The following is a 20,899-nucleotide window of genomic DNA, read 5'->3' as shown; positions in this document are numbered from 1 at the left end:
TGTACGTAGCGAAGCCGTTACACCTGGATGGCTTCGGGATCGGTCTTTTCCAGTTCGATCGACGACGCGATCAGCGACAGGCGCGCGACGACGCCGTACATGTAGAAACGGTTCGGCGGCGCGGCGCCCGGCTTCGCGCCGGCATCCGGCAGCGCGGTGTGCTCGAAGCCGAGCGGCACGTAGTGCATGCCGGGCGCGTTCAGGTTCTGGTCGCGCTCGCGGCCGCCGTGCGTGCGGTAGAAACCGCCGACCACGTAGCGGTCGATCATGTACACGACCGGCTCGGCCACTTCGTCGCCGACGCGCTCGAACGTGTACACGCCTTCCTGGACGATCACGTCGCGCACCGCGAGGCCGGCCTTCGACTCGGCCATCTGCGCGCGCTCGGCCTTCGACATGCGGCCGATCTCGGCCGCGTCGTGCACGGTCATCACGCCGCGCCCGGCGGTGCCCGCGTCGGCCTTCACGACGACGTACGGCTTTTCGCTGATGCCGTATTCGCGATACTTGCGCGCGATCTTCTTCAGCACGCCGTCGATCGCGTCGGCGAGCGCCTGCTCGCCTTCATGCGCCTGCCAGTCGACGCCTTCGACGTGCGCGAAATACGGATTCACCATCCACGGATCGACGCCGACCATCTTCGCGAACTTCTTCGCGACGTCGTCGTAGCACGAGAAGTGCGTCGACTTGCGGCGCACGGCCCAGCCCGCGTGCAGCGGCGGCAGCAGGTATTGCTCGTGCAGGTTCTCCAGCACGGCGGGAATCCCGGCCGACAGGTCGTTGTTCAGCAGGATCGAGCACGGATCGAAATTCTTCAGGCCGAGGCGGCGCTGCGAACGCTCGAGCGGTTCGAGCACGATCTTCTGGCCGTCGGCCAGCGTGATCGGCGTCATGTCGGTGATGCTCGGGTCGAGCGAGCCGAAGCGCACGTTCAGGCCGGCCTGGCGCATGATCGTCGCGAGCCGCGCGACGTTTTCCAGGTAGAACGCGTTGCGGGTCGGCAGCTCCGGAATCACGAGCAGGTTCTTCGCGTCCGGGCAGATCTTCTCGATCGCGGCCATCGCGGCCTGAACGGCGAGCGGCAGCACTTCGGACGGCAGATTATTGAACGCGCCGGGGAACAGGTTCGCGTCGACGGGCGCCAGCTTGAAACCGGCGTTGCGCAGGTCCACCGAACAATAGAACGGCGGGGTGTGTTCCTGCCATTCGAGCCTGAACCAGCGTTCGATCGCAGGCGTCGCGTCGAGGATCTTCTGCTCGAGCTCGAGCAGCGGACCGTTCAACGCGGTAACGAGGTGGGGAACCATGAATCACTCGCGAGCGGGAGAATGAAGATTGTAGAGCAATTGCCTTGCCCATTTGGGGATTGTTCCCGGCTTCACAAGGATATGGAGGAAGTTTTCGGCTATTGACCCGATAGCCTGAAGGGTTATGCGCTACGACAGCACGCGGCAGGAGAAAAAAAGCCCGCCGGGTGGCGGGCCGAAGTCGCTGCGCTCATTCGTGGCGGGCGCCGTCTGCGCGGCGGCCCGCCGTCATCCTTGTGACTTATTCGACATGTTCGCCGTGCAGGATCACGTCGAGGCCCTCGCGCTCTTCCTCTTCGGACACGCGCAGGCCAATCGTCAGGTCGATCAGCTTCAGCAGCACGAAGCTCAGCACGCCGCTGTAGACCAGCGTGATCAGCACGCCCTTCGCCTGCAGCAGCAGGCTGCCGTCGGCGCCGCCGATGTCCTTGACCGCGAACACGCCCGTCAGCAGCGCGCCGAGAATCCCGCCAATGCCGTGCACGCCGAACGCGTCGAGCGAATCGTCGTAGCCGAGCTTCGACTTGAGCCACGTGGCCGACCAGAAGCAGATCACGCCCGCCGCGATGCCGATCACGAGCGCACCGGCGACGCCGACGAAGCCGGCAGCCGGCGTGATCGCCACGAGACCCGCGACCGCGCCCGACACGATGCCGAGCACCGACGGCTTGCCCTTCGCGACCCATTCCGCAAACATCCAGCCGAGCGCCGCGCAGGCGGTCGCCACTTGCGTGGTCAGCATCGCGAAGCCGGCACGGCCGTCGGCCGCGACCGCGGAGCCCGCGTTGAAGCCGAACCAGCCGACCCACAGCATCGAGCCGCCGATCATCGTCAGCACCAGGTTGTGCGGCGCCATCGATTCGCGGCCGTAGCCGACGCGCTTGCCGAGCACGAGGCACGACACGAGGCCCGCGATACCGGCGTTGATGTGCACCACCGTGCCGCCCGCGAAGTCGAGCACGCCGTCGGCCGACAGCCAGCCGGTCGGCTCCCACACCATGTGCGCGATCGGCACATAGACGATCAGCGACCAGAGCGTCATGAACACGAGCATCGCCGAGAACTTCATGCGATCGGCGAACGCGCCGCAGATCAGCGCCGGCGTGATGATCGCGAACGTCATCTGGTAGACGAAGTAGACCGATTCCGGAATCGTCGTCGCGAGATGGCTGACGGTCAGCGTGGTCGCCTTGTCGCCCTTGATGTAGTTCATGCCGTGCAGAAACACGCGCGACAGGCCGCCGATGAAGCCGTTGCCCGGCGTGAACGCGAGGCTGTAGCCCACCACCGTCCACAGCACCGTGATCGCGGCGGTGATCGCGAAGCTCTGCATCACGGTCGCGAGCACGTTCTTCTTGCGGACCATGCCCGCATAGAACAGTGCGAGGCCGGGGATCGTCATGAACAGCACGAGCGCGGTGGACGTCAGCATCCACGCGGTGTCGCCGGCACTGATCTTCGACGAATCGACGGAGAACGGCTCGGTCGGCGCGGCGGGTGCGGCCGGCGCGGACGCGGCGGCGGCGGCCGATGCGTCGGTGGCGGCGCCCGAAGCGGGTGCGGCGGCAGCGGCAGGTGCCGATGCGTCGGTGGCGGCCGGCGCCGAAGCGGCGGGAGCCGCGGCTGCCGATGCATCGGACGCCGTGGCGGCGGGCGCGGACGCTGCCGCGGCGGAGGCCGCGTCGTCGGCGAGCGCGGGACCGACGCCAGCCGCGATCAGCGAGCCAGCCATCAGCAGGGACATCAGAAGTTTGCGCATCTCGGGTTTCCTCTTGTCGCTTGTCTTGGTCTGTTACAGCGCGTCTGCGCCGGTCTCCCCGGTCCGGATCCGGATCACTTGCTCGATCGGCGTGACGAAGATCTTTCCGTCGCCGATCTTGCCGGTGCGGGCTGCACGCTCGATCGCCTCGACCGCCTGGTCGACGAGATCGTCGGACACGGCCGCCTCGATCTTCATCTTCGGCAGGAAATCGACCACGTATTCGGCGCCCCGGTACAGCTCGGTGTGCCCCTTCTGGCGCCCGAACCCTTTCACCTCAGTGACCGTGATGCCCGAGACGCCGAGCGCGGAGAGCGCTTCGCGCGTCTCATCGAGCTTGAACGGCTTGATGATTGCGGTAATCAGTTTCATGGAGTCCTCTCGCAGGTTGATCCCGTCGAATTGGTTGGAATGGTGTGACCGTCTCTCCTCAGCAACTCGCATGCCATGTTCGCGCGAGCACCGCCTCGAACGGCTCCGAAACGGGGTTGCATCGGGTGCTGAAAGGTACGGAAAGATGCGGAAGCCCGGCCGAATGGCCAACGTGGCCCAGGTTTGCTGGCGCGCCGAAAGGATCATTGCTAGAGTGCACGCACGTCCCGGATCTCCGGGCCATTCACCCATGCGGGCGCCATGCCCGGAATTCGCGCCACGCGCGCACCATTTCCGGTCATGCGTGCATCATGGGCACGTACGCAACTGAAGATGCACACTTTTTGTGCAAGGAAGGAAATCTCATGAAGCAACCCAGCGATGTTTTCAACGACCTGCAGTCGCGCGTCAGCGACCTGCTGAAAAACTCGCCGGCCAAGGATGTCGAGCGCAACGTGAAGGCCATGCTGTCGCAAGGCTTCTCGAAGCTCGATCTCGTCACGCGCGAGGAGTTCGACACGCAGGCACAGGTGCTCGCCCGCACCCGCGTGCGTCTCGAGGAACTCGAGAAGCGCGTCGCGGAACTCGAGCAGAAGCTCGCAGCGTCCCAGGCCTGACGCCCAACCCGACCGACAGGTCCGGGCGCGGGCCGCCTCGTGCGGCCCGCGCCTGACATCCGAAGTCGGCCGGTCAGCCGTTCCGTCGTTCCTCGCAATTCCCCGCTCTTCGCTGTTCTTCGCTGTTCCTCGCTCTTCGCTGTTCCTCGCTCTTCGCTGTTCCTCGCTCTTCGCTCTTCGCTGTTTGTAGCGCTTCGCTGTTCGTCGTTCCTCGTTCTTTTCCGCGCCACGCCGGCAAGCGCGCACCGATTCCTCCGATTCCCGCGGCATGCGGCCCGAATGGCCGTTGCCCGTCCGATTCATTTAAAGGAGCCTCGCCATGTCGCTCGCCGTGGTGCGCAGTCGCGCGCCGGCGGCCGGCCGCGCGCCGGACGTCACCGTCGAAGTCCATCTTGCCAACGGATTGCCGTCGTTCTCGATCGTCGGCCTGCCCGATCTCGAAGTCCGCGAAAGCCGCGAGCGCGTGCGCGCCGCGCTGCAGAACTGCGGATTCGACTTCCCCGTCAGGCGCATCACCGTCAATCTCGCGCCGGCCGACCTGCCGAAGGAGTCCGGCCGCTTCGACCTGCCGATCGCGCTCGGCATCCTCGCCGCGAACGGCCAGCTCCCGACCGACGCGCTGGCCGGCCGCGAATTCGCGGGCGAACTGTCGCTGACCGGCGCGCTGCGGCCGATGCGGGGCGCGTTCGCGATGGCGTGCGGCGCGGCACGGGACTGGCGCGCCGCGGCGACTGGAGCGGGCTTCGGATCCTGCGCCGCGGAGACCGGATCCGGCTTCGGGCCCGCCGCCGCGGGGACCGGCGCGGGCTTCGGGTCTCGCGCCGCGGCCGTCGCGCCGTGCGGGCCAGCGGCCGCAGCCCGTCCGCCCGAGCTGTACCTGCCGCTCGACAGCGCGGCCGAGGCCGCGCTGGTGCCGGGTGTCACCGTGTTCGGCGCGCCCGACCTGCCCGCGCTGTGCGCGCATCTGGCCGGTGCGCCGGATGCGCGGCTCGCGCCGGTCGAGGCGCCCGGCCTCGAAGGCGTGCCGGCGCCGGCCGCCCCCGATCTCGCGGACGTCGTCGGCCAGCGCGGCGCCCGGCGCGCGCTCGAAGTCGCCGCCGCGGGCGGGCACCACATGCTGATGATCGGGCCGCCCGGCGCCGGCAAGTCGATGCTCGCCGCGCGCCTGCCCGGCCTCCTGCCGCCGCTGACCGACGACGAGGCGCTGGCGTCGGCCGCGCTCCTTTCCGCGAGCCGCATCGGCTTCTCGCCCGCGCACTGGCGGCGGCGCCCGTTCCGCGCGCCGCACCACTCGTCGAGCGCTGCCGCGCTGGTCGGCGGCCGCAACCCGCCGCAGCCGGGCGAGATCACGCTCGCGCACCTCGGCGTACTGTTTCTCGACGAGTTCGAATTCGACCGGCACGTGCTGGAGATGCTGCGCGAGCCGCTGGAAGTCGGCCGCATCACGATCTCGCGCGTGGCGCAGCAGGCCGACTTCCCCGCCGCGTGCCAGCTGATCGCCGCGATGAATCCGTGCCCGTGCGGCTGGCACGGCGATCCGTCCGGGCGCTGCCGCTGCACCCCGGAGCTCGCCACGCGCTATCTGCGCAAGCTGTCGGGGCCGTTGCTCGACCGCATCGACATCCAGATCGACCTGCCCGCGCTATCGCCGGCCGAACTCGCGTCGCGCGCGACGGCGCCCGGCGAGCCGAGCACCGCGGTCGCCGCGCGGGTCGCCCGGGCGCGTGCGCTGCAGCTCGACCGGCAGGGCAAGACCAATCACATGCTGAGCGGGCGCGAGACCGACGACCTGTGCCGGCCGACCGACGACGGTGAGCGGCTGCTGCGCGAGGCCGGCGAGCGCTTCGGCTGGTCGGCACGCGCGTATTTCCGCGTGTTGAAGGTCGCACGGACGATCGCCGACCTGGCCGGTGACCCATTGCCGACGGCCGCGCAGATCGCCGAGGCGATCCGCTACCGGCGTGCGCTCACGGCGCTGTGAATGCTCGCGGAGGACAAAATATGACTGTCAAGACTTGACTTATGCACAATTTCACGAATCCGGCCCCTGATCACCCGGCGCGGGCACCTCTTCGTCATGAGATTCGTATCCCTTTGTTTTTATTGATTTTTTCGAAATGGATGGCCAACCGTCAAATGCGCCGGAAGGCCGTCCGGCGCGGCTTTGCGGGCGATTCGGTCAACTTTTCAACAAAGTTATCCACATGCGCTGTGGATAGCCGAAAAATCCCCGCAAAATCCGGCGATTAGCGTCGAAAGCTGCGAATGAACTTTCAATTGTCATGAAGTGTCTGAGCGCCCTCGCCGGCCGCTGTTCAGTCGAGCTTGAACGAGCCGAAAAACTGGTCCAGCTGCTCCTGCGCGAGCGGCCCGTCGGCGATCGCGACGGCCTGGTACGCGTGCCGGCCGCGCGCCACGAGCCGCGCGACGATCGTCTTGCGCGAGCGGTCGCCGCCGCTCGCCGCGCCCGCGATGCGCAGCTCGAGCCCGTTCACCGCGCCGCCGGCCGCGAGCGGCACCGGCACCGAGGCCGTCTGCGGCACGCCTTCGAGATTGCGCGACAGCCCGGAACGCAGGAACTCGAGCGCCGCGCGGCGCGTGTCGTCGCGGTCGTCGGGCAGCGTCAGCGTGCCGACCGCGAACACCGCGCCGTCGACGTGCGCGGCCTGCATCCGCATCGGCATCGACGCGCCGCCGACCGCCACCGGCTGGTTCTCGACAGTCGGCTTCGCCGGCAGGTCGATCGTGTAGCCGGCGTCGTTGTGCAGCGTACGCCAGTCATATGACGGCGAGCACGCGGCCAGCGCCGCGCTCACGCACGCGAGCGCGGCGAAGTGTCGCAGCGGACGAAAAAGGGGGCGCAACGAATCGATGACTTCCTTCGGCATGGCAGTGATGGGGACAGGCAAAAGGCCCATTATCCGCCGAAGCCGACACCCGGGATGTGTGGCGGCCGCCGGTGCGTGCGCCGCATTCGCGCTAAAATAACCGCCGAATTTCGACGTCCTTTGCATCGATCCGCGTCATCGACCGACTCCGAGAGCACCGCAGATGAACACCACGCCTCCCGCCCAGCGCCGCACCGGCCCCGCCCGCTATATCGTCGCGGCCGTCGTCGTCGCGGCCATCGCCGTTGCCGGCTTCTTCGCGTTCAACGGCAAGTCCACCGTGCCGGACGCCACGTTCACGCTGCTGTCCGGTCAGAAGGTGTCGACGGCCGGCGACCTGAAGGGCAAGGTCTACCTCGTGAACTTCTGGGCGACGAGCTGCGCGACCTGCATGCAGGAAATGCCGCAGATGGTCGATACCTACAATCGCTTCAAGGGTCAGGGGCTGGAGTTCGTCGCGGTCGCGATGAACTACGATCCGCCGATGTACGTCGCGAACTATGCGCAGACGCGCCAGCTGCCGTTCAAGGTCGCACTCGACGACGGCAGCGTCGCGAAGCAGTTCGGCAACGTGCAGCTTACGCCGACAACCTTCGTCGTCGACAAGGACGGCCAGATCCTGAAGCGCTACGTCGGCGCCCCGCAATTCGCGGAACTCGACGCGCTGCTCAAGAAGGCGCTCGACGGCAACGCGGCCTGAGCGCCGCCTCCGCACGACACGACGCGCAGGGCCGCCCGCCGCGCCCTGCTCCACATGACGGACCGCACGACCGGCCAGCCCGGTTCCGCGGTCCGTCTCTTTTTCAGCGCTCGGTTTCGCCTTTCGCCGACAGCCCGTAGCGCTTCATCTTCTCGTACAGCGTCGCCTTGCCGACATGCAGCCGGTCGGCCGTCGCGGCGACCGCGCCGCCCGTCTGGTTCAGCGCCTCGGCGATCACCGCGCGCTCGAACTGCTCGATGCGCTCCTTCAGCGTCTGGTCGCTCTCGGCGTCGTCGCCGCTCGCACCGGCTTCCTGCGGCATGTCGGCGACGCCGAGCACGAAGCGGTCGGCCGCGTTGCGCAGCTCGCGCACGTTGCCGGGCCAGTCGCGCTGCATCAGGCTCGCGCGCTGCCGGTCGGTCAGCACGGGGGCCGGCCGCCCGTAGCGCACGGCCGCGTCGAGCATGAAGTGCTCGAACAGCGGCACGATGTCCTCACGGCGCTCGGCGAGCGGCGGCAGCGCGATCGTCACGACGTTGAGCCGGTACAGCAGGTCGCGCCGGAACGTGCCGGCCGCGACGAGTTCGCTCATGTCGCCTTTCGCAGCCGCGACGACGCGGCAGTTCACGCGGATCGGCTGATTCGAGCCGAGCCGCTCGAGCACGCCGTCCTGCAGCACGCGCAGGAGCTTCACCTGCAGCGCGAGCGGCATGCTTTCGATTTCGTCGAGGAACAGTGTGCCGCCGGACGCATATTCGAGCTTGCCGACGCGGCGCTTCGCGGCGCCGGTGAACGCGCCGGGCTCGTAGCCGAACATCTCCGACTCGAACATCGGCTCGGGCAGCGCGCCGCAGTTCACCGCGATGAACGGCTTGTCGCGCCGCGGCGACAGCTCGTGCAGGCTGCGCGCGATCAGCTCCTTGCCGGCGCCCGTGTCGCCGTTGATCAGCACCGATGCGTCGGTCGGCGCGACGTTCGCGATCAGCTTGCGCACCTGTTCGATCGCCGGACTGCGGCCGATGATGCGCGGCGCGACGATGTTCTGGCCGGCCAGCTCGCGCCGCAGCGCATGGTTCTCGAGCACGAGCTCGCGCCGCTCGAGCGCGCGGCGGACCGTCTCGATCAGCCGCTCGGCCGCGAACGGCTTTTCGATGAAGTCGTACGCGCCGTCGCGCATCGCCTGCACGGCCATCGAGATGTCGCCGTGGCCGGTGACGAGGATCACGGGCACGTCGGGCACGCGCTCGCGGCACTGCGCGAGCAGGTCGAGCCCGCTTGCGCCGGGCAGCCGGATGTCGCTGACGATCGCGCCGGCGGTTTCCGCGACGATCGCCTTGTCGGCCGCCTCGGCCGATTCGAACCCGACGACGTCGAACCCGGCGAGCTGGAGGCTCTGCACGCTCGCCCGGCGAACGAGCGCATCGTCTTCGATATAGATCACTTGCAGCCGGTTGGCCATCGTAGTCACTTGCTCCTGACAGACCGCGCGGCGGTGGTGCGCGCGGCTCTCGTTGATGCGGTCGTGCGGTGCCTAGCGCGAGCCCGCCGGCTCGGACACGGCGTCCGGATGATGCGTGCGCGCGCGCCGCAGCGTCAAGACGAACAGCGCGCCGCCGGACGGCGCATTGCGCGCGGTCAGCGCGCCGCCCGCGTCGCTCGCGATCGACGACGAGATCGCGAGCCCGAGCCCGAGCCCGCGCCCCATTTCCTTGGTCGTGAAGAACGGTTCGAACAGCCGCGGCAGCAGCTCGGGCGCGATGCCGGAGCCGTTGTCGCGCACCTCGACCGCGAGCGTCGCGACCGACACCGCGATCGTCACTTCGATCGCCGGCGCGGCGACGCCCGCGACCGCGTCGAGCGCGTTGCCGAGCAGGTTGATCAGCACCTGCTCGAGACGCAGGTCCTCGCAGCGGGCGACGAGTTCCGGATAGTCGCGCGCCAGGTCGAGCGGCGCATCCTGCGCGGGCGACACCGTCGCATCCTGCAGCGTCAGCGTGAGCGCGACGCCGCGCAGCCGGTCGCCGAGCAGCGACAGCACGCTGCGCAGCGCGCGCACGACGAGCGCCTGTTCGTTGCGCGGCTTCGCGCGGCCGACGAACAGCTTCAGCTGGTTGGTGATCTTGCCCATCCGCTCGGTCAGCGCGGCGATCGCCTCGAGGTTCTCGCGCGCGGCCGCCTGCTCGCCGCGATCGAGCAGCACGCGCGTGTTGTCCGAGAAGCTGCGCAACGCCGCGAGCGGCTGGTTCAGTTCATGCGTGATGCCGGCCGCCATCTGGCCGAGTGCGGCGAGCTTGCTCGCCTGGATCAGTTCGTCGTGCGCGGCGCGCAATTCCTGCTCCGCGCGGATCCGGTCGCCGACTTCCTTCTGCAATTGCTCGTTCGCTTCCGACAGGTCGGCCGTGCGTTCCTCGACGCGCCGGTTCAGCTCCGCATACGCCTGCTGCAGCAGCGCGCGGCCGCGGATCATCTCGCGCACGCGCGCGCGGCGCATGCGCCAGTAGAACGCGAGCAACGCGACCGACACGAAGCCGAAGCCCGTGACGATCGTCGCGTTGCGCGCGTCGGCGTCGATGGGCGCGATCGGCGCGAGCGTGACGAGCAGCCAGTCGGGCTCGCCGATCCGCCGCTTGCTGGCGAGGAAACGCGGCGCGCGCAGGCCAGGGCCTACGCCGGCCGCACCGAGGCGCACGATCTCCGCATCGGCGCCGAGCACCTGCTCGACGCGCAGCGGCAGCGGCGTGACGGGCTGCTGCGCGTACTGGCGCGTCTCGTAGATCGACGCGGCGACGGGCCCCGTCAGCGGATGCAGCGTGTGGTACTTCCAGGCGGGCACGGACGACAGGAACACGACGCCGTGATCGTCCGCGACGACGAGCGGCTCGGACGCGTCGGCGCCCTGGAACCATTCGAGATTGAGCTTCACGACGACGACGCCCGCGATCCTGCCGTCGCGCCACACCGGCTGCGAGATGTAGTAGCCGGGGTCGCGGGAGATCGTGCCGATCGCGAAGAAGCGGCCGACCCGGCCGTTCATCGCGTCGATGAAATATGGACGAAACTGGTATCCGGTCCCGACGAAGCTGTCCGGCGCGCGCCAGTTGCTGGCGGCGACGCACAGGCCGTCCGCGCCGATCACGTAGGTGACGGTCGCGTGCGCGTGTTCGTTGAGGTCTTCGAGATAGCGGTTCGCGCGCGCGGTGAAATCGGCGCGCTTCGGCTCGGCGAGCAGGTCCAGCACGTACGGATGGCTGCCGAGCAGATAAGGCAGCGATTCGTAGCGGTCGAGCGTGCTCTTGAGCGCGTTGGTGGTGCGGTCGACCCGCACCGCGGCGTTGCGCTGCAGCTCGGCGACGCCGCGCTGCCACGTGATGGTCCACGTCAGCGCGCACGCCGCCGCGAGCGCGGCGGCAAGCACGACGAGGATGAGCAGGCGGCGCTTCACGGACGTGACTTCCTGGCGATGCGGATCGCCTATTGTGTCATAGGGCGCCTCGTCGCTGCCCCGGCCGCCGCGCGGCGCACCGCCCGCGGGCGGTGCCGCCGCCTGCTCCTTCATGACGTCAGACGCCGGCCGTCTCGGTCGGCGTGACCTCGCCGCCGCCCTTCAGCGCCTGGCGCAGCTTGTTGCGGTCGAGTTCCTTCTCCCAGGCCGACACGACGACCGTCGCGACGCCGTTTCCGACGATGTTGGTCAGCGCGCGGCATTCGCTCATGAAGCGGTCGATGCCGAGGATCAGCACCATGCCCGACAGCGGGATCGTCGGCACGACGGCGAGCGTCGCGGCGAGCGTGATGAAGCCCGCGCCCGTGACGCCGCTCGCGCCCTTCGACGTCAGCATCGCGACCGCGAGCAGCGTGAGCTGCTGCATCCACGTGAGCTCGATGTTGGTCGCCTGCGCGATGAACAGCACGGCCATCGTCATGTAGATGTTGGTGCCGTCGAGGTTGAACGAATAGCCGGTCGGCACGACGAGGCCGACGACCGAACGCGAGCAGCCGGCCTTCTCGAGCTTTTCCATCAGTTGCGGCAGCGCGGCTTCCGACGAGCTCGTGCCGAGCACGATCAGCAGCTCTTCCTTGATGTACGACACGAAGCGGATGATCGAGAAGCCCGTGAAGCGCGCGATCGCGCCGAGCACGACCAGCACGAACACGACCGACGTCAGGTAGAACGTGCCGATCAGCTTGAGCAGCGGCACCAGCGAGCCGACGCCGTACTTGCCGATCGTGAACGCCATCGCGCCGAACGCGCCGATCGGCGCCAGCTTCGTGACGATGTGCACGATGCCGAACAGCACGCGCGTGAGGCCGTCGATGAAGTCGGTCACGACCTTGCCTCGTTCGCCGAGGTGCGCGAGCACGCTGCCGAACAGCAGCGCGATCAGCAGGATCTGCAGGATTTCACCCTGCGCGAACGCATCGACCATCGTGTTCGGGATGATGTGCATCAGGAAGTCGACCGTCGACTGTCCGTGCGCCTTCGCCGCGTACGATGCGACTTCCTTGCCGTTCAGCGTCGCCGGATCGATGTTGAAGCCGACGCCCGGACGCAGGATGTGCGTGGCCGCGAGGCCGAGCAGCAGCGCGAAGGTCGACACGATCTCGAAGTACAGCAGCGCCTTGCCGCCGACGCGGCCGACCTTCTTCATGTCCTCCATGCCGGCGATGCCGGTGACGACCGTACAGAAGATGATCGGTCCGATCACCATCTTGATCAGCTTGATGAAGCCGTCGCCGAGCGGTTTCATCTCGGTGGCGAGCGACGGATAGAAGTGGCCGAGGATCACGCCGACGATGATGGCGAAGATCACCTGCACATAGAGCACTTTGTAGAAGGGTTTCTTCTTCACGATGGTTCCTGCTGAAGTAGATGATGAGCCGGTGGAAACGGCGTCACGCGCGCAGGCGAATGTCTCAGGGGAGAAGGCATTCGCCCGCGCGGCTGCCGTGCCGCAACAAGCGATGCCTCAGGACATCCGGAGGGGGAGGAAGGCATTGGTCATCGGTTGTCTCCTTGCTTGCTGTAGTAGTTCGGCCGGGGGATGGCCGTGCGCTTTATATCGCAAGGTCGATGCCAGGTTTCCGGAGCCCCTCAAGCCGTTGTTTTCATTGTATTTCTCATAATGCGGCAGGCAAGGAAATCCGGGATTCCGGATTTCCGGAAAATATCCGTCCGGCGATCCGGACGGAGCGATCGTTTCATCAGACGAATCAATGCTGCACGGCTTCACCGGCCAGCACGCCCGTCTGCGCATAGAACTCCTGCTGCGCGAACGCGTCGCGCTCGCGACGCGCGCGCTCGCCGCGGTCCGCGAACGAGCCGACGACGATCCCGACGAACGCTAGCGGCACCGACACGAGCGCCGGGTTGTCGAGAAACACCGGCGCGTGCGCGTGGTGCAGCACGTCGACCCACACCGACTTCGACAGCACCGTCAGCGCCACCGCCGACGCGAGGCCGAGGCCGCCGCCGAGCACCGCGCCGCGCGTCGTCATCCCGCGCCAGAAGATCGACATCGCGAGCACCGGGAAATTGGCGCTGGCGGCCACCGCCGCAACGAGGCCGACCATGAACGCGACGTTGACGTGCTCGAACAGGATCGACAGCGCGATCGCGACCGCGGACAAGCCAATCGTCGCCACGCGCGAGATGCGCATTTCCAGCCGCTCGTCGGGCTTGCCGCGCGCCCACATCTGCGCATACAGGTCGTGCGAGATCGTGGTCGCGCCGGCGAGCGTCAGCCCGGCGACCACCGCGAGGATCGTCGCGAACGTGACGGCCGCGATGAAGCCGTAGAACCAGTTGCCGCCGACCGCCTGCGCGAGCTTCACCGCGACCATGTTCGAGCCGCCGAGCAGGTCGTGCGTCAGGTTGAAGGTGCCGTTCGCGCCGAGCCGGAAGAATTCCGGATGCTGCGCGAGCAGCACGATCGCCGAGAAACCGATCACGAACGTCAGCAGATAGAAATAGCCGATGAAGCCGGTCGCGTAGAGCACCGACTTGCGCGCTTCCTTCGCGTTCGGCACCGTGAAGAAGCGCATCAGGATGTGCGGGAAGCCGGCCGTGCCGAACATCAGCGCGATGCCGAGCGACAGCGCGTTGGCCGGATCGCGGATCAGCTTGCCGGGCCCCATGATCGACAGCGCGCCCGGATGCACGGCCACCGCGCGACGGAACATTTCATCGACGCTGAAGCCGAATTCGGCGAGCGCGAGCAGGACGAGCAGCGTCGCGCCGCACAGCAGCAGCACGGCCTTGATCACCTGCACCCAGGTGGTCGCGGTCATCCCGCCGAAGAACACGTAGACGACCATCAGCACGCCGACGATCAGCTCGGCCGTGCCGTACGACAGCCCGAACAGCAGCTGGATCAGCTTGCCCGCGCCGACCATCTGCACGACCAGGTACAGCACGACGATCGTCAGCGCGTTCGCGGACGTCAGGAGCCGGATCGGCCGCTGTGCGAAGCGGTACGCGACCACGTCGACGAACGTGAACTTGCCGAGATTGCGCAGCGGCTCGGCGATCAGGAACATCACGAACGGCCAGCCGACCAGGAAGCCGATCGAGTAGATCAGCCCGTCGAAGCCGAACATGAACACCATCCCGGAGAGCCCGAGGAACGACGCGGCCGACATGTAGTCGCCCGCGATCGCGAGCCCGTTCTGCAGCCCGGTGATACCGCCGCCGGCCGTGTAGAAGTCGCGCGTCGAACGCGTGCGGCGCGCGGCCCAGCGCGTGAGCGCGAGCGTCGCGAACACGAACGCGAAGAACATCGCGATCGCCACCGGGTTCAGCTCGACCTTGTCGGGCATCGGGCCCGCGACGCCGGTCGCGTGCGCGGTGGAGGAAACGAGAACGGCCAGCGCGCCGAGCGCGCTCGAAGTGCGTCGCATGTCGGCCTCCGTCACGAACGCTGCAGGATCGCGTCGACGCGGCGGTCGAACGCACGGTTCGCGCGCAGCACGTAGCACGCGGTCAGGCCGATCGCGACCAGGATGATCGCGACGCCCGCGGCGATCCCGACCGTGGTCGTCGCACCGCGGTACAGCGGCGCCGCAAGCACGTGCGGCGCGAGCGCGACGAGCAGGATGAAGCCGTAGTACGTGGCGATCATCAGTGCCGTGAGCGTGAAGCTGAAGCGGCGCCGTGCGCGCACGAGCTGCTGGTAGTCACGGCGCGCCGTGACCGATTCGATGACGGAAAGCTCCATGGTGTCTCCAATGTCTCCTCGTCGTTTCGCGAGAAGTGTCTTGTGGATGGCCGGCGCGCCCATCGATCCGCCCGCGCCGTGGCGGCACGTCAATGCGTTACACGACGCGATCCGCGCGCAGCCGTGCCAGGTCGTCCGCCGACAGCCCGAGCCAGCCGCCGAGCACGTCGTCCGTATCCGCGCCGAGCACCGGCGGCGCGCCGCGCACCGGTAGCCGCGCACCGTCGAAGCGATACGGCGGCGCCAGCACGTCGACGCCGCCCGCGACCGGGTGCGGCTGCCGCGTGACGAGCCCCGCCCGGGTCGCGCGCTCGGAGGTCAGCGCCTCGTGCAGCCCGAGCACTTCGCCGCACGGAATGCCGCCGGCGGCGAGCGCCGCGAGCAGCGTCGCGCGCGGCCGCCGCGCAAGTTCGCCGCGAATCTCCGGCAGCAGCGCGGCGCGGTTCTCCGAGCGGCCGAGATTGGTCTTGTAGCGTTCGTCCGCGGCGAGGTCGGGCCGCTCGATCGCATCGCAGAAACGCGCGAACTGCGTGTTGTTGCCGACCGTGATCACGAGCGGGCCGTCGGCCGCGTCGAACACGCCATACGGCACGATCGACGGATGCGCATTGCCGTAGCGCGGCGGATCCTCGCCCATCAGCAGCGCATCGAGCCCGTAGTACGCGGTGATCATCAGCCCGCAGTCGAACAGCGCCATCTCGATGCGCCGCCCGCGCCCCGTCGCATGACGCTCGTACAGCGCGGCGAGGACCGCCTGCGCCGAATACATGCCGGTGAACAGGTCGACCGCCGCGACACCGAATTTCAGCGGCGGCTGGCCGGCCTCGCCGTTCAGCGCCATCAGCCCGGCCTCGCCCTGCACGACGAGGTCGTAGCCGGGCCGCGCGGCTTCCGGGCCCGAGCGGTCGTAGCCGGAAATCGCGCAATGCACGAGCCGCGGATTGAGCGCGGCCAGCGCGTCGTAGCCGAGCCCGAGTTTTTCCGCGCCGCCGAACTTGAAGTTGTGCAGCACCACGTCGGCCTGCGCGGCCAGCTCGCGCGCGAGCCGCCGCCCTTCGTCGGTCTGCAGGTCGAGACAGATCGAGCGCTTGCTTCGGTTCACGCTGTTGAAGTAGGTCGTTTCGGTGTCCCCGATCCGCAAGCCCCAGTCGCGCGTGTCGTCGCCGCGCGCCGGATGCTCGACCTTGATCACTTCCGCGCCGAAATCGGCAAGCACCATCGCGCACCACGGGCCTGCCAGCACGCGCGAGAAATCGAGCACCTTCACGCCGGCCAGCGGCAACGCGCGCGATTCGTTCGTCATCCTTGTCTCCTCCATTCGCGTCGTTCGTCTTTATTGTTTCGACAGCGCGATGTAGCGCGCGAGATGGTGATCCTCGTCGCCGAGCTGGTGATCGATCATCACGAGCCGCTTCGCGTAATGCGACAGCGGCAGCTCCCACGTCATCCCGATCCCGCCGTGCAACTGGATGCTCTCCTCGGCGACCAGCGTGCCGATCCGGCCGATGGTGTATTTCGCCGCCGCGAGCGCGCGTTCGCGCACCGCGCGCGGCGCATCGAGCTGCGCGGCCGCGTTGATCACCGCCGAGCGCGCCTGCTCGACTTCGAGCAGCAGGTCGGCCATCCGGTGCTGCAGCGCCTGGAAGCTGCCGATCGGCATGCCGAACTGCTTGCGCGTGCGCAGGTAGTCGAGCGTCGCTTCCTTCGCGACGTCCATCGCGCCGAGCGCCTCCGCCGACAGCGCGAGCAGCCCGTAGCCGAGCACGTGTTCGAGCAATGCGGCGCCTGCTTCGTCGTCTTGCGTTTCCGGCACGGCGAGCGCCGCATCGCCCGGCAGCACGACGCGCTCGAAGCGCACCTCGGCCGCGCGGCCGCCGTCGATCTTCTTGTAGTCCCGCAGCGACACGCCCGGCGCGTCGGCCGGCACGACGAACAGGCCGATGCCGGCCGCGTCGTCGTCCTGACCGGACACGCGCGCGCTGACGACGAAGAACGCCGCCTGCGCGGCCTGGTCGACGACGCCTTTCGCGCCCGTCAGCACCCAGCCGTCGCCGGCACGCTCGGCGCGCGTGCGCACGGTCGTCAGTTCGTAGTGCGAGCCCGGCTCGTCGTGCGCGAACGCGGCGCTCGCGCTGCCGTCGATCAGCGCGGCCAGCCGCGCGCGATGCGCGTCGCCGCCGGCCAGCGCCAGCGCGCGACCCGCGAGCAGCGTGCCGAGGAACGGCTCGACCACGAGCCCGCGGCCGAGGCATTCGAACACCACGGCGATGTCGAAACCCGCGCCGCCGAAGCCGCCGTCGGCTTCGGAAAACAGCGCGCCGACCGCGCCGAGCTCGGCGAAGCGCCGCCACATCGCGCGATCGAAGCCTTCGGCCGACTGCGCGATGCGGTCGCGCACCGGGAACGCATACCGTTCGGTGATGAAGCGGTTCAACGTGTCCGCCAGCATCCGGCGGTCTTCTGTGTGCTGGAAATCCATCGTCGCGTCCCTCGTTACAGCCCGAGCATCATCTTCGCGATGATGTTCTTCTGGATCTCGTTCGAGCCGCCGAAGATCGACAGCTTGCGGTTGTTGAAGTACTGCTGCGCGGCGCTCGCGGCCTCGTCCGGGCCGACCGGCTCGCCGTCGTAATCGGCATCGAGTGCTGCGTCGACGAACGGCTGCGCGTACGGCCCCATCGCGCGGCGCATCAGCGCGGTGATCTCCTGGCGGATCTGCGTGCCGCGGATCTTCAGCATCGAGCTTTCCGCGCCCGGCACGCCGCCGCCCGCGACCGCGGCGAGCACGCGCAGGTTGGTCGTGCGCATGTTCTCGAGTTCGATCTCGACGCGCGCGATGCGCGCCGCGAAGAACGGATCGTCGGCGAGCGGCCGGCCGTTCTTCGTGACCTTCGCGGCCACCGCGCGCAGCCGCTCGAGCGCGGCCGTCGAGAAGCCGATCCCGGCGATGTTGGTGCGCTCGTACGTGAGCAGGTATTTCGCGCAGGTCCAGCCGCGGTTTTCTTCGCCGACGAGGTTCGCCACGGGCACGCGCACGTCGGTGAAGAACACTTCGTTCACTTCGTGCTCGCCGTCGAGCGTGATGATCGGGCGCACCTCGACGCCCGGCGTGTTCATGTCGATCAGCAGGAAGCTGATGCCCTCCTGCTTGCGCACGTCGGTCGCGGTGCGCACGAGGCAGAAGATCATGTTCGCGTAGTGGCCGAGCGTGGTCCAAGTCTTCTGGCCGTTCACGACGTAGTGATCGCCATCGCGCACCGCGCTCGTCTTCACCGATGCGAGGTCGGAACCGGCGCCCGGCTCCGAATAGCCCTGGCACCACCAGTCGGTGCCGTCGAGAATGCGCGGCAGCCAGTGGCGCTGCTGCGCTTCGCTGCCGTACTTGATCAGCACGGGCCCAAGCATGTTGACGCCGAACGGCACGATGCGCGGCGCACCGGCGAGCGCGCATTCGTTGTCGAACAGGAACTTCTGCGCGACGCTCCAGCCGGGGCCGCCGTATTCGCGCGGCCAGTGGCTCGCGAGCCAGCCGCGGGCGTTCAGGATTGCGTGCCATTCGCGCATGTCGTCGCGCGTCAGGTGCAGGCCGCCCTTCACCTTGCGCGCGGTGCGCGCGGGCAGTTCGGCGGCGAGGAAGCGCTGCACTTCGGTGCGGAACGCTTCCTCTTCGGGAGTGAAATTGAGGTCCATCGTGGGTCCGTTGCGAATGCGGTGGGCGTTCAGTCGATACGGTTCAGGCTCGCGAAATCCGCGCCGCGCCCGACTAGCTCGACGAGCAGCGGCGACGGTTTCCAGAACAGCGGATCCTCCTGCGCGAACGCGCGGATGTCGGCGAGCACGTTCGCGAGGCCGACCGTGTCCGCGTAGTGCATCGGGCCGCCGCGATGGCGCGGGAAGCCGTAGCCGTACAGGAACACCGCGTCGACGTCGAGCGGGCGCAGCGCGATCTTCTCGTGCACGACGTTCGCGCCTTCGTTGATCATCGCGGCAAGGTAGCGGCGCAGGATCTCGTCGTCGGTGAACGTGCGCGGTGCGATGCCCTTCTTCGCGCGTTCGTCGGCGACGATTGCCTCGACTTCCGGGTCCGGCGTGCCGACGCGCGCGCCGTCCGGATACAGGTAATAGCCGCGCCCCGTCTTCTGGCCGAACCAGCCGCGCTCGCACAGCCGGTCGGAAATCTCCACGTAGCGCGCGCGCGGGTCGCGCGTGGCCGCGCGGCGCTTGCGGGTCGCCCAGCCGATGTCGCCGCCCGCGAGGTCGACGACCTGGAACGGCCCCATCGGGAAGCCGAATTCGCGCACTACGCGATCGATCTGGTACGGCGATGCGCCGTCCTCCATCAGGTAGTCGGCCGCGGTGCGATAGACGGCGAGGATCCGGTTGCCGATGAAGCCGTCGCACACGCCGGCGCGCACCGGCGTCTTTTTCAGCTGTTTGGCCAGCGCGAACGCGGTCGCGACGACGTCATCGGCGACGCGCGCCGGCACGACGATCTCGAGCAGCTTCATCACGTTCGCCGGCGAGAAGAAATGCAGGCCGATCACGTCGGCCGGCCGGTCGATGCCGGCGGCGAGCTCGTCGATGTCGAGATACGACGTGTTGGTCGCGAGCACCGCGCCCGGCTTGCACGCGCGCGCGAGCTCGGCGAACACCGCCTTTTTCACGGCCATGTCCTCGAACACCGCCTCGATCACGACGTCGGCCTGCGCGAGCGCGTCGTACGACGTGCTGCCCTTGAAGCGCGCGAGCCGCGCCGCGTGCGCGGCCGGCGTCATCCGCCCCTTCGCGACGAGCCCGTCGTACACCTTCTCGACATGCGCGCGGCCGCGCGCGAGCGACGCTTCGTCGCGTTCGATCATCGTCACCGGCAACCCGGCGTCGAGTGCCGCGACCGCGATGCCCGCGCCCATCGTGCCGCCGCCGACCACGCCGATCCGCTCGACCGGGCGCGCGCTCGCGCGGCGCGCCTCGGGCGCCTTCGCGGCCTCGCGTTCCGCGAAGAACGCGTGCACGAGGCCCGCGCGCTGCGGGCTGTCGACGCACTGCAGGAACAGGCTGCGTTCGAGCTTCATCCCCGCGTCGAACGACAGCGTGAGCGCGGCCTCGACCGCGTCGACGATCTTCGCCGGCGAGAACAGGCCGCGCGACTTCTTCGGCAACTCGGCGCGCGCCGCGTCGATCGCGGCCTGCGCGGCCGCGCGGTCGGCGAGCCCCTGCGCGTCGCGCGTGCGCCGAGCCGGCGCGCCGAGCGACACGAGTTCCTGCGCATAGGCGAGGCCTTCGGCGAGCGTGTCGTCGCTGTGCGCGACGCGATCGACGAGGCCGAGCGCGAGCGCTTCGTCGGCGCTCGCGTGACGCCCCGTCAGCATCAGGTCGAGCGCGGCCTGCGCGCCGATCAGGCGCGGCGCGCGCTGCGTGCCGCCCGCGCCGGGCAGCAGGCCAAGGGTGACTTCGGGCAGCCCGAGCTTCGCGCCGGGCACCGCGAGCCGGTAATGCGCGGCGAGCGCGACTTCGAGGCCGCCGCCGAGCGTCGCGCCGTGCAGCGCCACCACGACCGGCTTCGCACTCGACTCGATCCGCTCGCAGACGTCGGGCAGCGACGGCGGCACGGGCGGCTTGCCGAATTCGCGGATGTCGGCGCCCGCGATGAAGTTGCGGCCGGCGCCGACGATCAGCACCGCGCGGATCGCGGCGTCGGCCTGCGCGGCGTCGAGCGCGTCGGCGAGGCCGCGCCGCACATCGGCGGACAGCGCGTTGACGGGCGGATGGTCGATCGTGACGACGAGCACCTTGTCGCGCCGTTCGCGCGCGACGGTGCCGGTCTGGGCGGGTTCGGGGGAAGCGGTTGAATTCATCGTGTCTCCATTGCGGTGCGCCATGCGGGCGGGACCGGTCGCCAGGCCGGCGAGCGGCGCCGCTTCCCGATCCCGCGCGGCGGGAAACGATCCGGCGCATGTGCCGGGCATGACTCGATTCTCGATTGATCGAGATTCATTGACAATTCCCGCCCGGCTTTACAAGCTGTCAAGTCTGACTTGACAT

The 20,899-nt window shown here is 68.6% G+C and carries 16 protein-coding genes; 3 read left to right on the top strand and 13 right to left on the bottom strand.

The features are described from left to right. Nucleotides 1–17 precede the first annotated feature (17 nt). The 3 genes from gshA to DID99_RS08820 all read right to left on the bottom strand — a co-directional run bounded on the left by gshA (nt 18) and on the right by DID99_RS08820 (nt 3,438). The gene (gene gshA, locus DID99_RS08830) at nt 18–1,307 is read right to left on the bottom strand and encodes a glutamate--cysteine ligase (RefSeq protein ID WP_044848231.1); all 1,290 of its coding nucleotides are present in this window, start codon (nt 1,305–1,307) and stop codon (nt 18–20) included. A gap of 241 nt (nt 1,308–1,548) precedes the next feature. Further along, nucleotides 1,549–3,066: an ammonium transporter gene (locus DID99_RS08825; RefSeq protein ID WP_124571336.1), complete on the bottom strand. Its 1,518-nt coding sequence runs from the start codon at nt 3,064–3,066 to the stop codon at nt 1,549–1,551. Nucleotides 3,067–3,099: 33 nt separating this feature from the next. Further along, nucleotides 3,100–3,438: a P-II family nitrogen regulator gene (locus DID99_RS08820; protein ID WP_006398175.1), complete on the bottom strand. Its 339-nt coding sequence runs from the start codon at nt 3,436–3,438 to the stop codon at nt 3,100–3,102. Between the two features lie 365 nt (nt 3,439–3,803). On the opposite strand from DID99_RS08820, the gene DID99_RS08815 reads away from it, so the two are divergent. After that, a complete protein-coding gene (locus DID99_RS08815; RefSeq protein ID WP_006398174.1) occupies nt 3,804–4,055 on the top strand; it encodes an accessory factor UbiK family protein in 252 nt (83 codons plus the stop codon). Between the two features lie 319 nt (nt 4,056–4,374). Then, nucleotides 4,375–6,036, top strand: coding sequence for a YifB family Mg chelatase-like AAA ATPase (locus tag DID99_RS08810; protein ID WP_124666512.1), 1,662 nt, complete (start codon nt 4,375–4,377; stop codon nt 6,034–6,036). 334 nt (nt 6,037–6,370) lie between these two features. Here the strand turns inward: DID99_RS08810 and DID99_RS08805 are convergent, their stop codons facing one another. Further along, a complete protein-coding gene (locus tag DID99_RS08805) occupies nt 6,371–6,943 on the bottom strand; it encodes a hypothetical protein (RefSeq protein ID WP_044846738.1) in 573 nt (190 codons plus the stop codon). Nucleotides 6,944–7,106: 163 nt separating this feature from the next. On the opposite strand from DID99_RS08805, the gene DID99_RS08800 reads away from it, so the two are divergent. Next, nucleotides 7,107–7,643 (top strand): TlpA disulfide reductase family protein, encoded by a 537-nt coding sequence (locus DID99_RS08800; protein WP_124666511.1) that lies wholly within the window; start codon nt 7,107–7,109, stop codon nt 7,641–7,643. 103 nt (nt 7,644–7,746) lie between these two features. On the opposite strand, the gene DID99_RS08795 is transcribed toward DID99_RS08800, so the two are convergent. The 9 genes from DID99_RS08795 to DID99_RS08755 form a co-directional block, all read right to left on the bottom strand. After that, nucleotides 7,747–9,102 carry a sigma-54 dependent transcriptional regulator gene (locus DID99_RS08795; RefSeq protein WP_044846740.1) on the bottom strand — a complete coding sequence of 452 codons (1,356 nt, stop codon included), beginning with the start codon at nt 9,100–9,102 and terminating at the stop codon, nt 7,747–7,749. Between the two features lie 72 nt (nt 9,103–9,174). Next, on the bottom strand, nt 9,175–11,199 hold the full coding sequence (locus tag DID99_RS08790; protein WP_124486543.1) for an ATP-binding protein: 2,025 nt from the start codon (nt 11,197–11,199) through the stop codon (nt 9,175–9,177). A gap of 4 nt (nt 11,200–11,203) precedes the next feature. Next, on the bottom strand, nt 11,204–12,493 hold the full coding sequence (locus tag DID99_RS08785) for a dicarboxylate/amino acid:cation symporter (RefSeq protein ID WP_044846742.1): 1,290 nt from the start codon (nt 12,491–12,493) through the stop codon (nt 11,204–11,206). 361 nt (nt 12,494–12,854) lie between these two features. Beyond that, complete coding sequence (locus DID99_RS08780) at nt 12,855–14,540, bottom strand: cation acetate symporter (RefSeq protein ID WP_124666510.1); 1,686 nt, start codon at nt 14,538–14,540, stop codon at nt 12,855–12,857. 11 nt (nt 14,541–14,551) lie between these two features. Continuing rightward, the gene (locus DID99_RS08775) at nt 14,552–14,857 is read right to left on the bottom strand and encodes a DUF485 domain-containing protein (RefSeq protein ID WP_014895931.1); all 306 of its coding nucleotides are present in this window, start codon (nt 14,855–14,857) and stop codon (nt 14,552–14,554) included. Nucleotides 14,858–14,954: 97 nt separating this feature from the next. Then, complete coding sequence (locus tag DID99_RS08770) at nt 14,955–16,160, bottom strand: CaiB/BaiF CoA-transferase family protein (protein ID WP_124666509.1); 1,206 nt, start codon at nt 16,158–16,160, stop codon at nt 14,955–14,957. A gap of 30 nt (nt 16,161–16,190) precedes the next feature. Next, the gene (locus DID99_RS08765) at nt 16,191–17,336 is read right to left on the bottom strand and encodes an acyl-CoA dehydrogenase family protein (protein WP_124571341.1); all 1,146 of its coding nucleotides are present in this window, start codon (nt 17,334–17,336) and stop codon (nt 16,191–16,193) included. Nucleotides 17,337–17,350: 14 nt separating this feature from the next. Then, on the bottom strand, nt 17,351–18,547 hold the full coding sequence (locus DID99_RS08760; protein WP_044846745.1) for an acyl-CoA dehydrogenase family protein: 1,197 nt from the start codon (nt 18,545–18,547) through the stop codon (nt 17,351–17,353). A 29-nt stretch (nt 18,548–18,576) separates the two neighbouring features. Continuing rightward, on the bottom strand, nt 18,577–20,712 hold the full coding sequence (locus DID99_RS08755; protein WP_124666508.1) for a 3-hydroxyacyl-CoA dehydrogenase NAD-binding domain-containing protein: 2,136 nt from the start codon (nt 20,710–20,712) through the stop codon (nt 18,577–18,579). Between the last annotated feature and the right edge of the window lie 187 nt (nt 20,713–20,899).

It is taken from the genome of Burkholderia sp. Bp8986, from assembly GCF_003854225.1.
Taxonomy (GTDB): domain Bacteria; phylum Pseudomonadota; class Gammaproteobacteria; order Burkholderiales; family Burkholderiaceae; genus Burkholderia.
This window is presented reverse-complemented; position numbering and strand designations above follow the sequence as displayed.

Coding starts and splice junctions, on each gene's coding strand:
- DID99_RS08770 (WP_124666509.1), bottom strand. CDS start 16,160: ATGACGAACGAATCGCGCGCGTTGCCGCTGGCCGGCGTGAAGGTGCTC.
- DID99_RS08795 (WP_044846740.1), bottom strand. CDS start 9,102: ATGGCCAACCGGCTGCAAGTGATCTATATCGAAGACGATGCGCTCGTT.
- DID99_RS08765 (WP_124571341.1), bottom strand. CDS start 17,336: ATGGATTTCCAGCACACAGAAGACCGCCGGATGCTGGCGGACACGTTG.
- DID99_RS08815 (WP_006398174.1), top strand. CDS start 3,804: ATGAAGCAACCCAGCGATGTTTTCAACGACCTGCAGTCGCGCGTCAGC.
- DID99_RS08780 (WP_124666510.1), bottom strand. CDS start 14,540: ATGCGACGCACTTCGAGCGCGCTCGGCGCGCTGGCCGTTCTCGTTTCC.
- DID99_RS08790 (WP_124486543.1), bottom strand. CDS start 11,199: ATGAAGGAGCAGGCGGCGGCACCGCCCGCGGGCGGTGCGCCGCGCGGC.
- DID99_RS08800 (WP_124666511.1), top strand. CDS start 7,107: ATGAACACCACGCCTCCCGCCCAGCGCCGCACCGGCCCCGCCCGCTAT.
- DID99_RS08775 (WP_014895931.1), bottom strand. CDS start 14,857: ATGGAGCTTTCCGTCATCGAATCGGTCACGGCGCGCCGTGACTACCAG.
- DID99_RS08810 (WP_124666512.1), top strand. CDS start 4,375: ATGTCGCTCGCCGTGGTGCGCAGTCGCGCGCCGGCGGCCGGCCGCGCG.
- DID99_RS08755 (WP_124666508.1), bottom strand. CDS start 20,712: ATGAATTCAACCGCTTCCCCCGAACCCGCCCAGACCGGCACCGTCGCG.
- DID99_RS08825 (WP_124571336.1), bottom strand. CDS start 3,066: ATGCGCAAACTTCTGATGTCCCTGCTGATGGCTGGCTCGCTGATCGCG.
- gshA (WP_044848231.1), bottom strand. CDS start 1,307: ATGGTTCCCCACCTCGTTACCGCGTTGAACGGTCCGCTGCTCGAGCTC.
- DID99_RS08805 (WP_044846738.1), bottom strand. CDS start 6,943: ATGCCGAAGGAAGTCATCGATTCGTTGCGCCCCCTTTTTCGTCCGCTG.
- DID99_RS08760 (WP_044846745.1), bottom strand. CDS start 18,547: ATGGACCTCAATTTCACTCCCGAAGAGGAAGCGTTCCGCACCGAAGTG.
- DID99_RS08820 (WP_006398175.1), bottom strand. CDS start 3,438: ATGAAACTGATTACCGCAATCATCAAGCCGTTCAAGCTCGATGAGACG.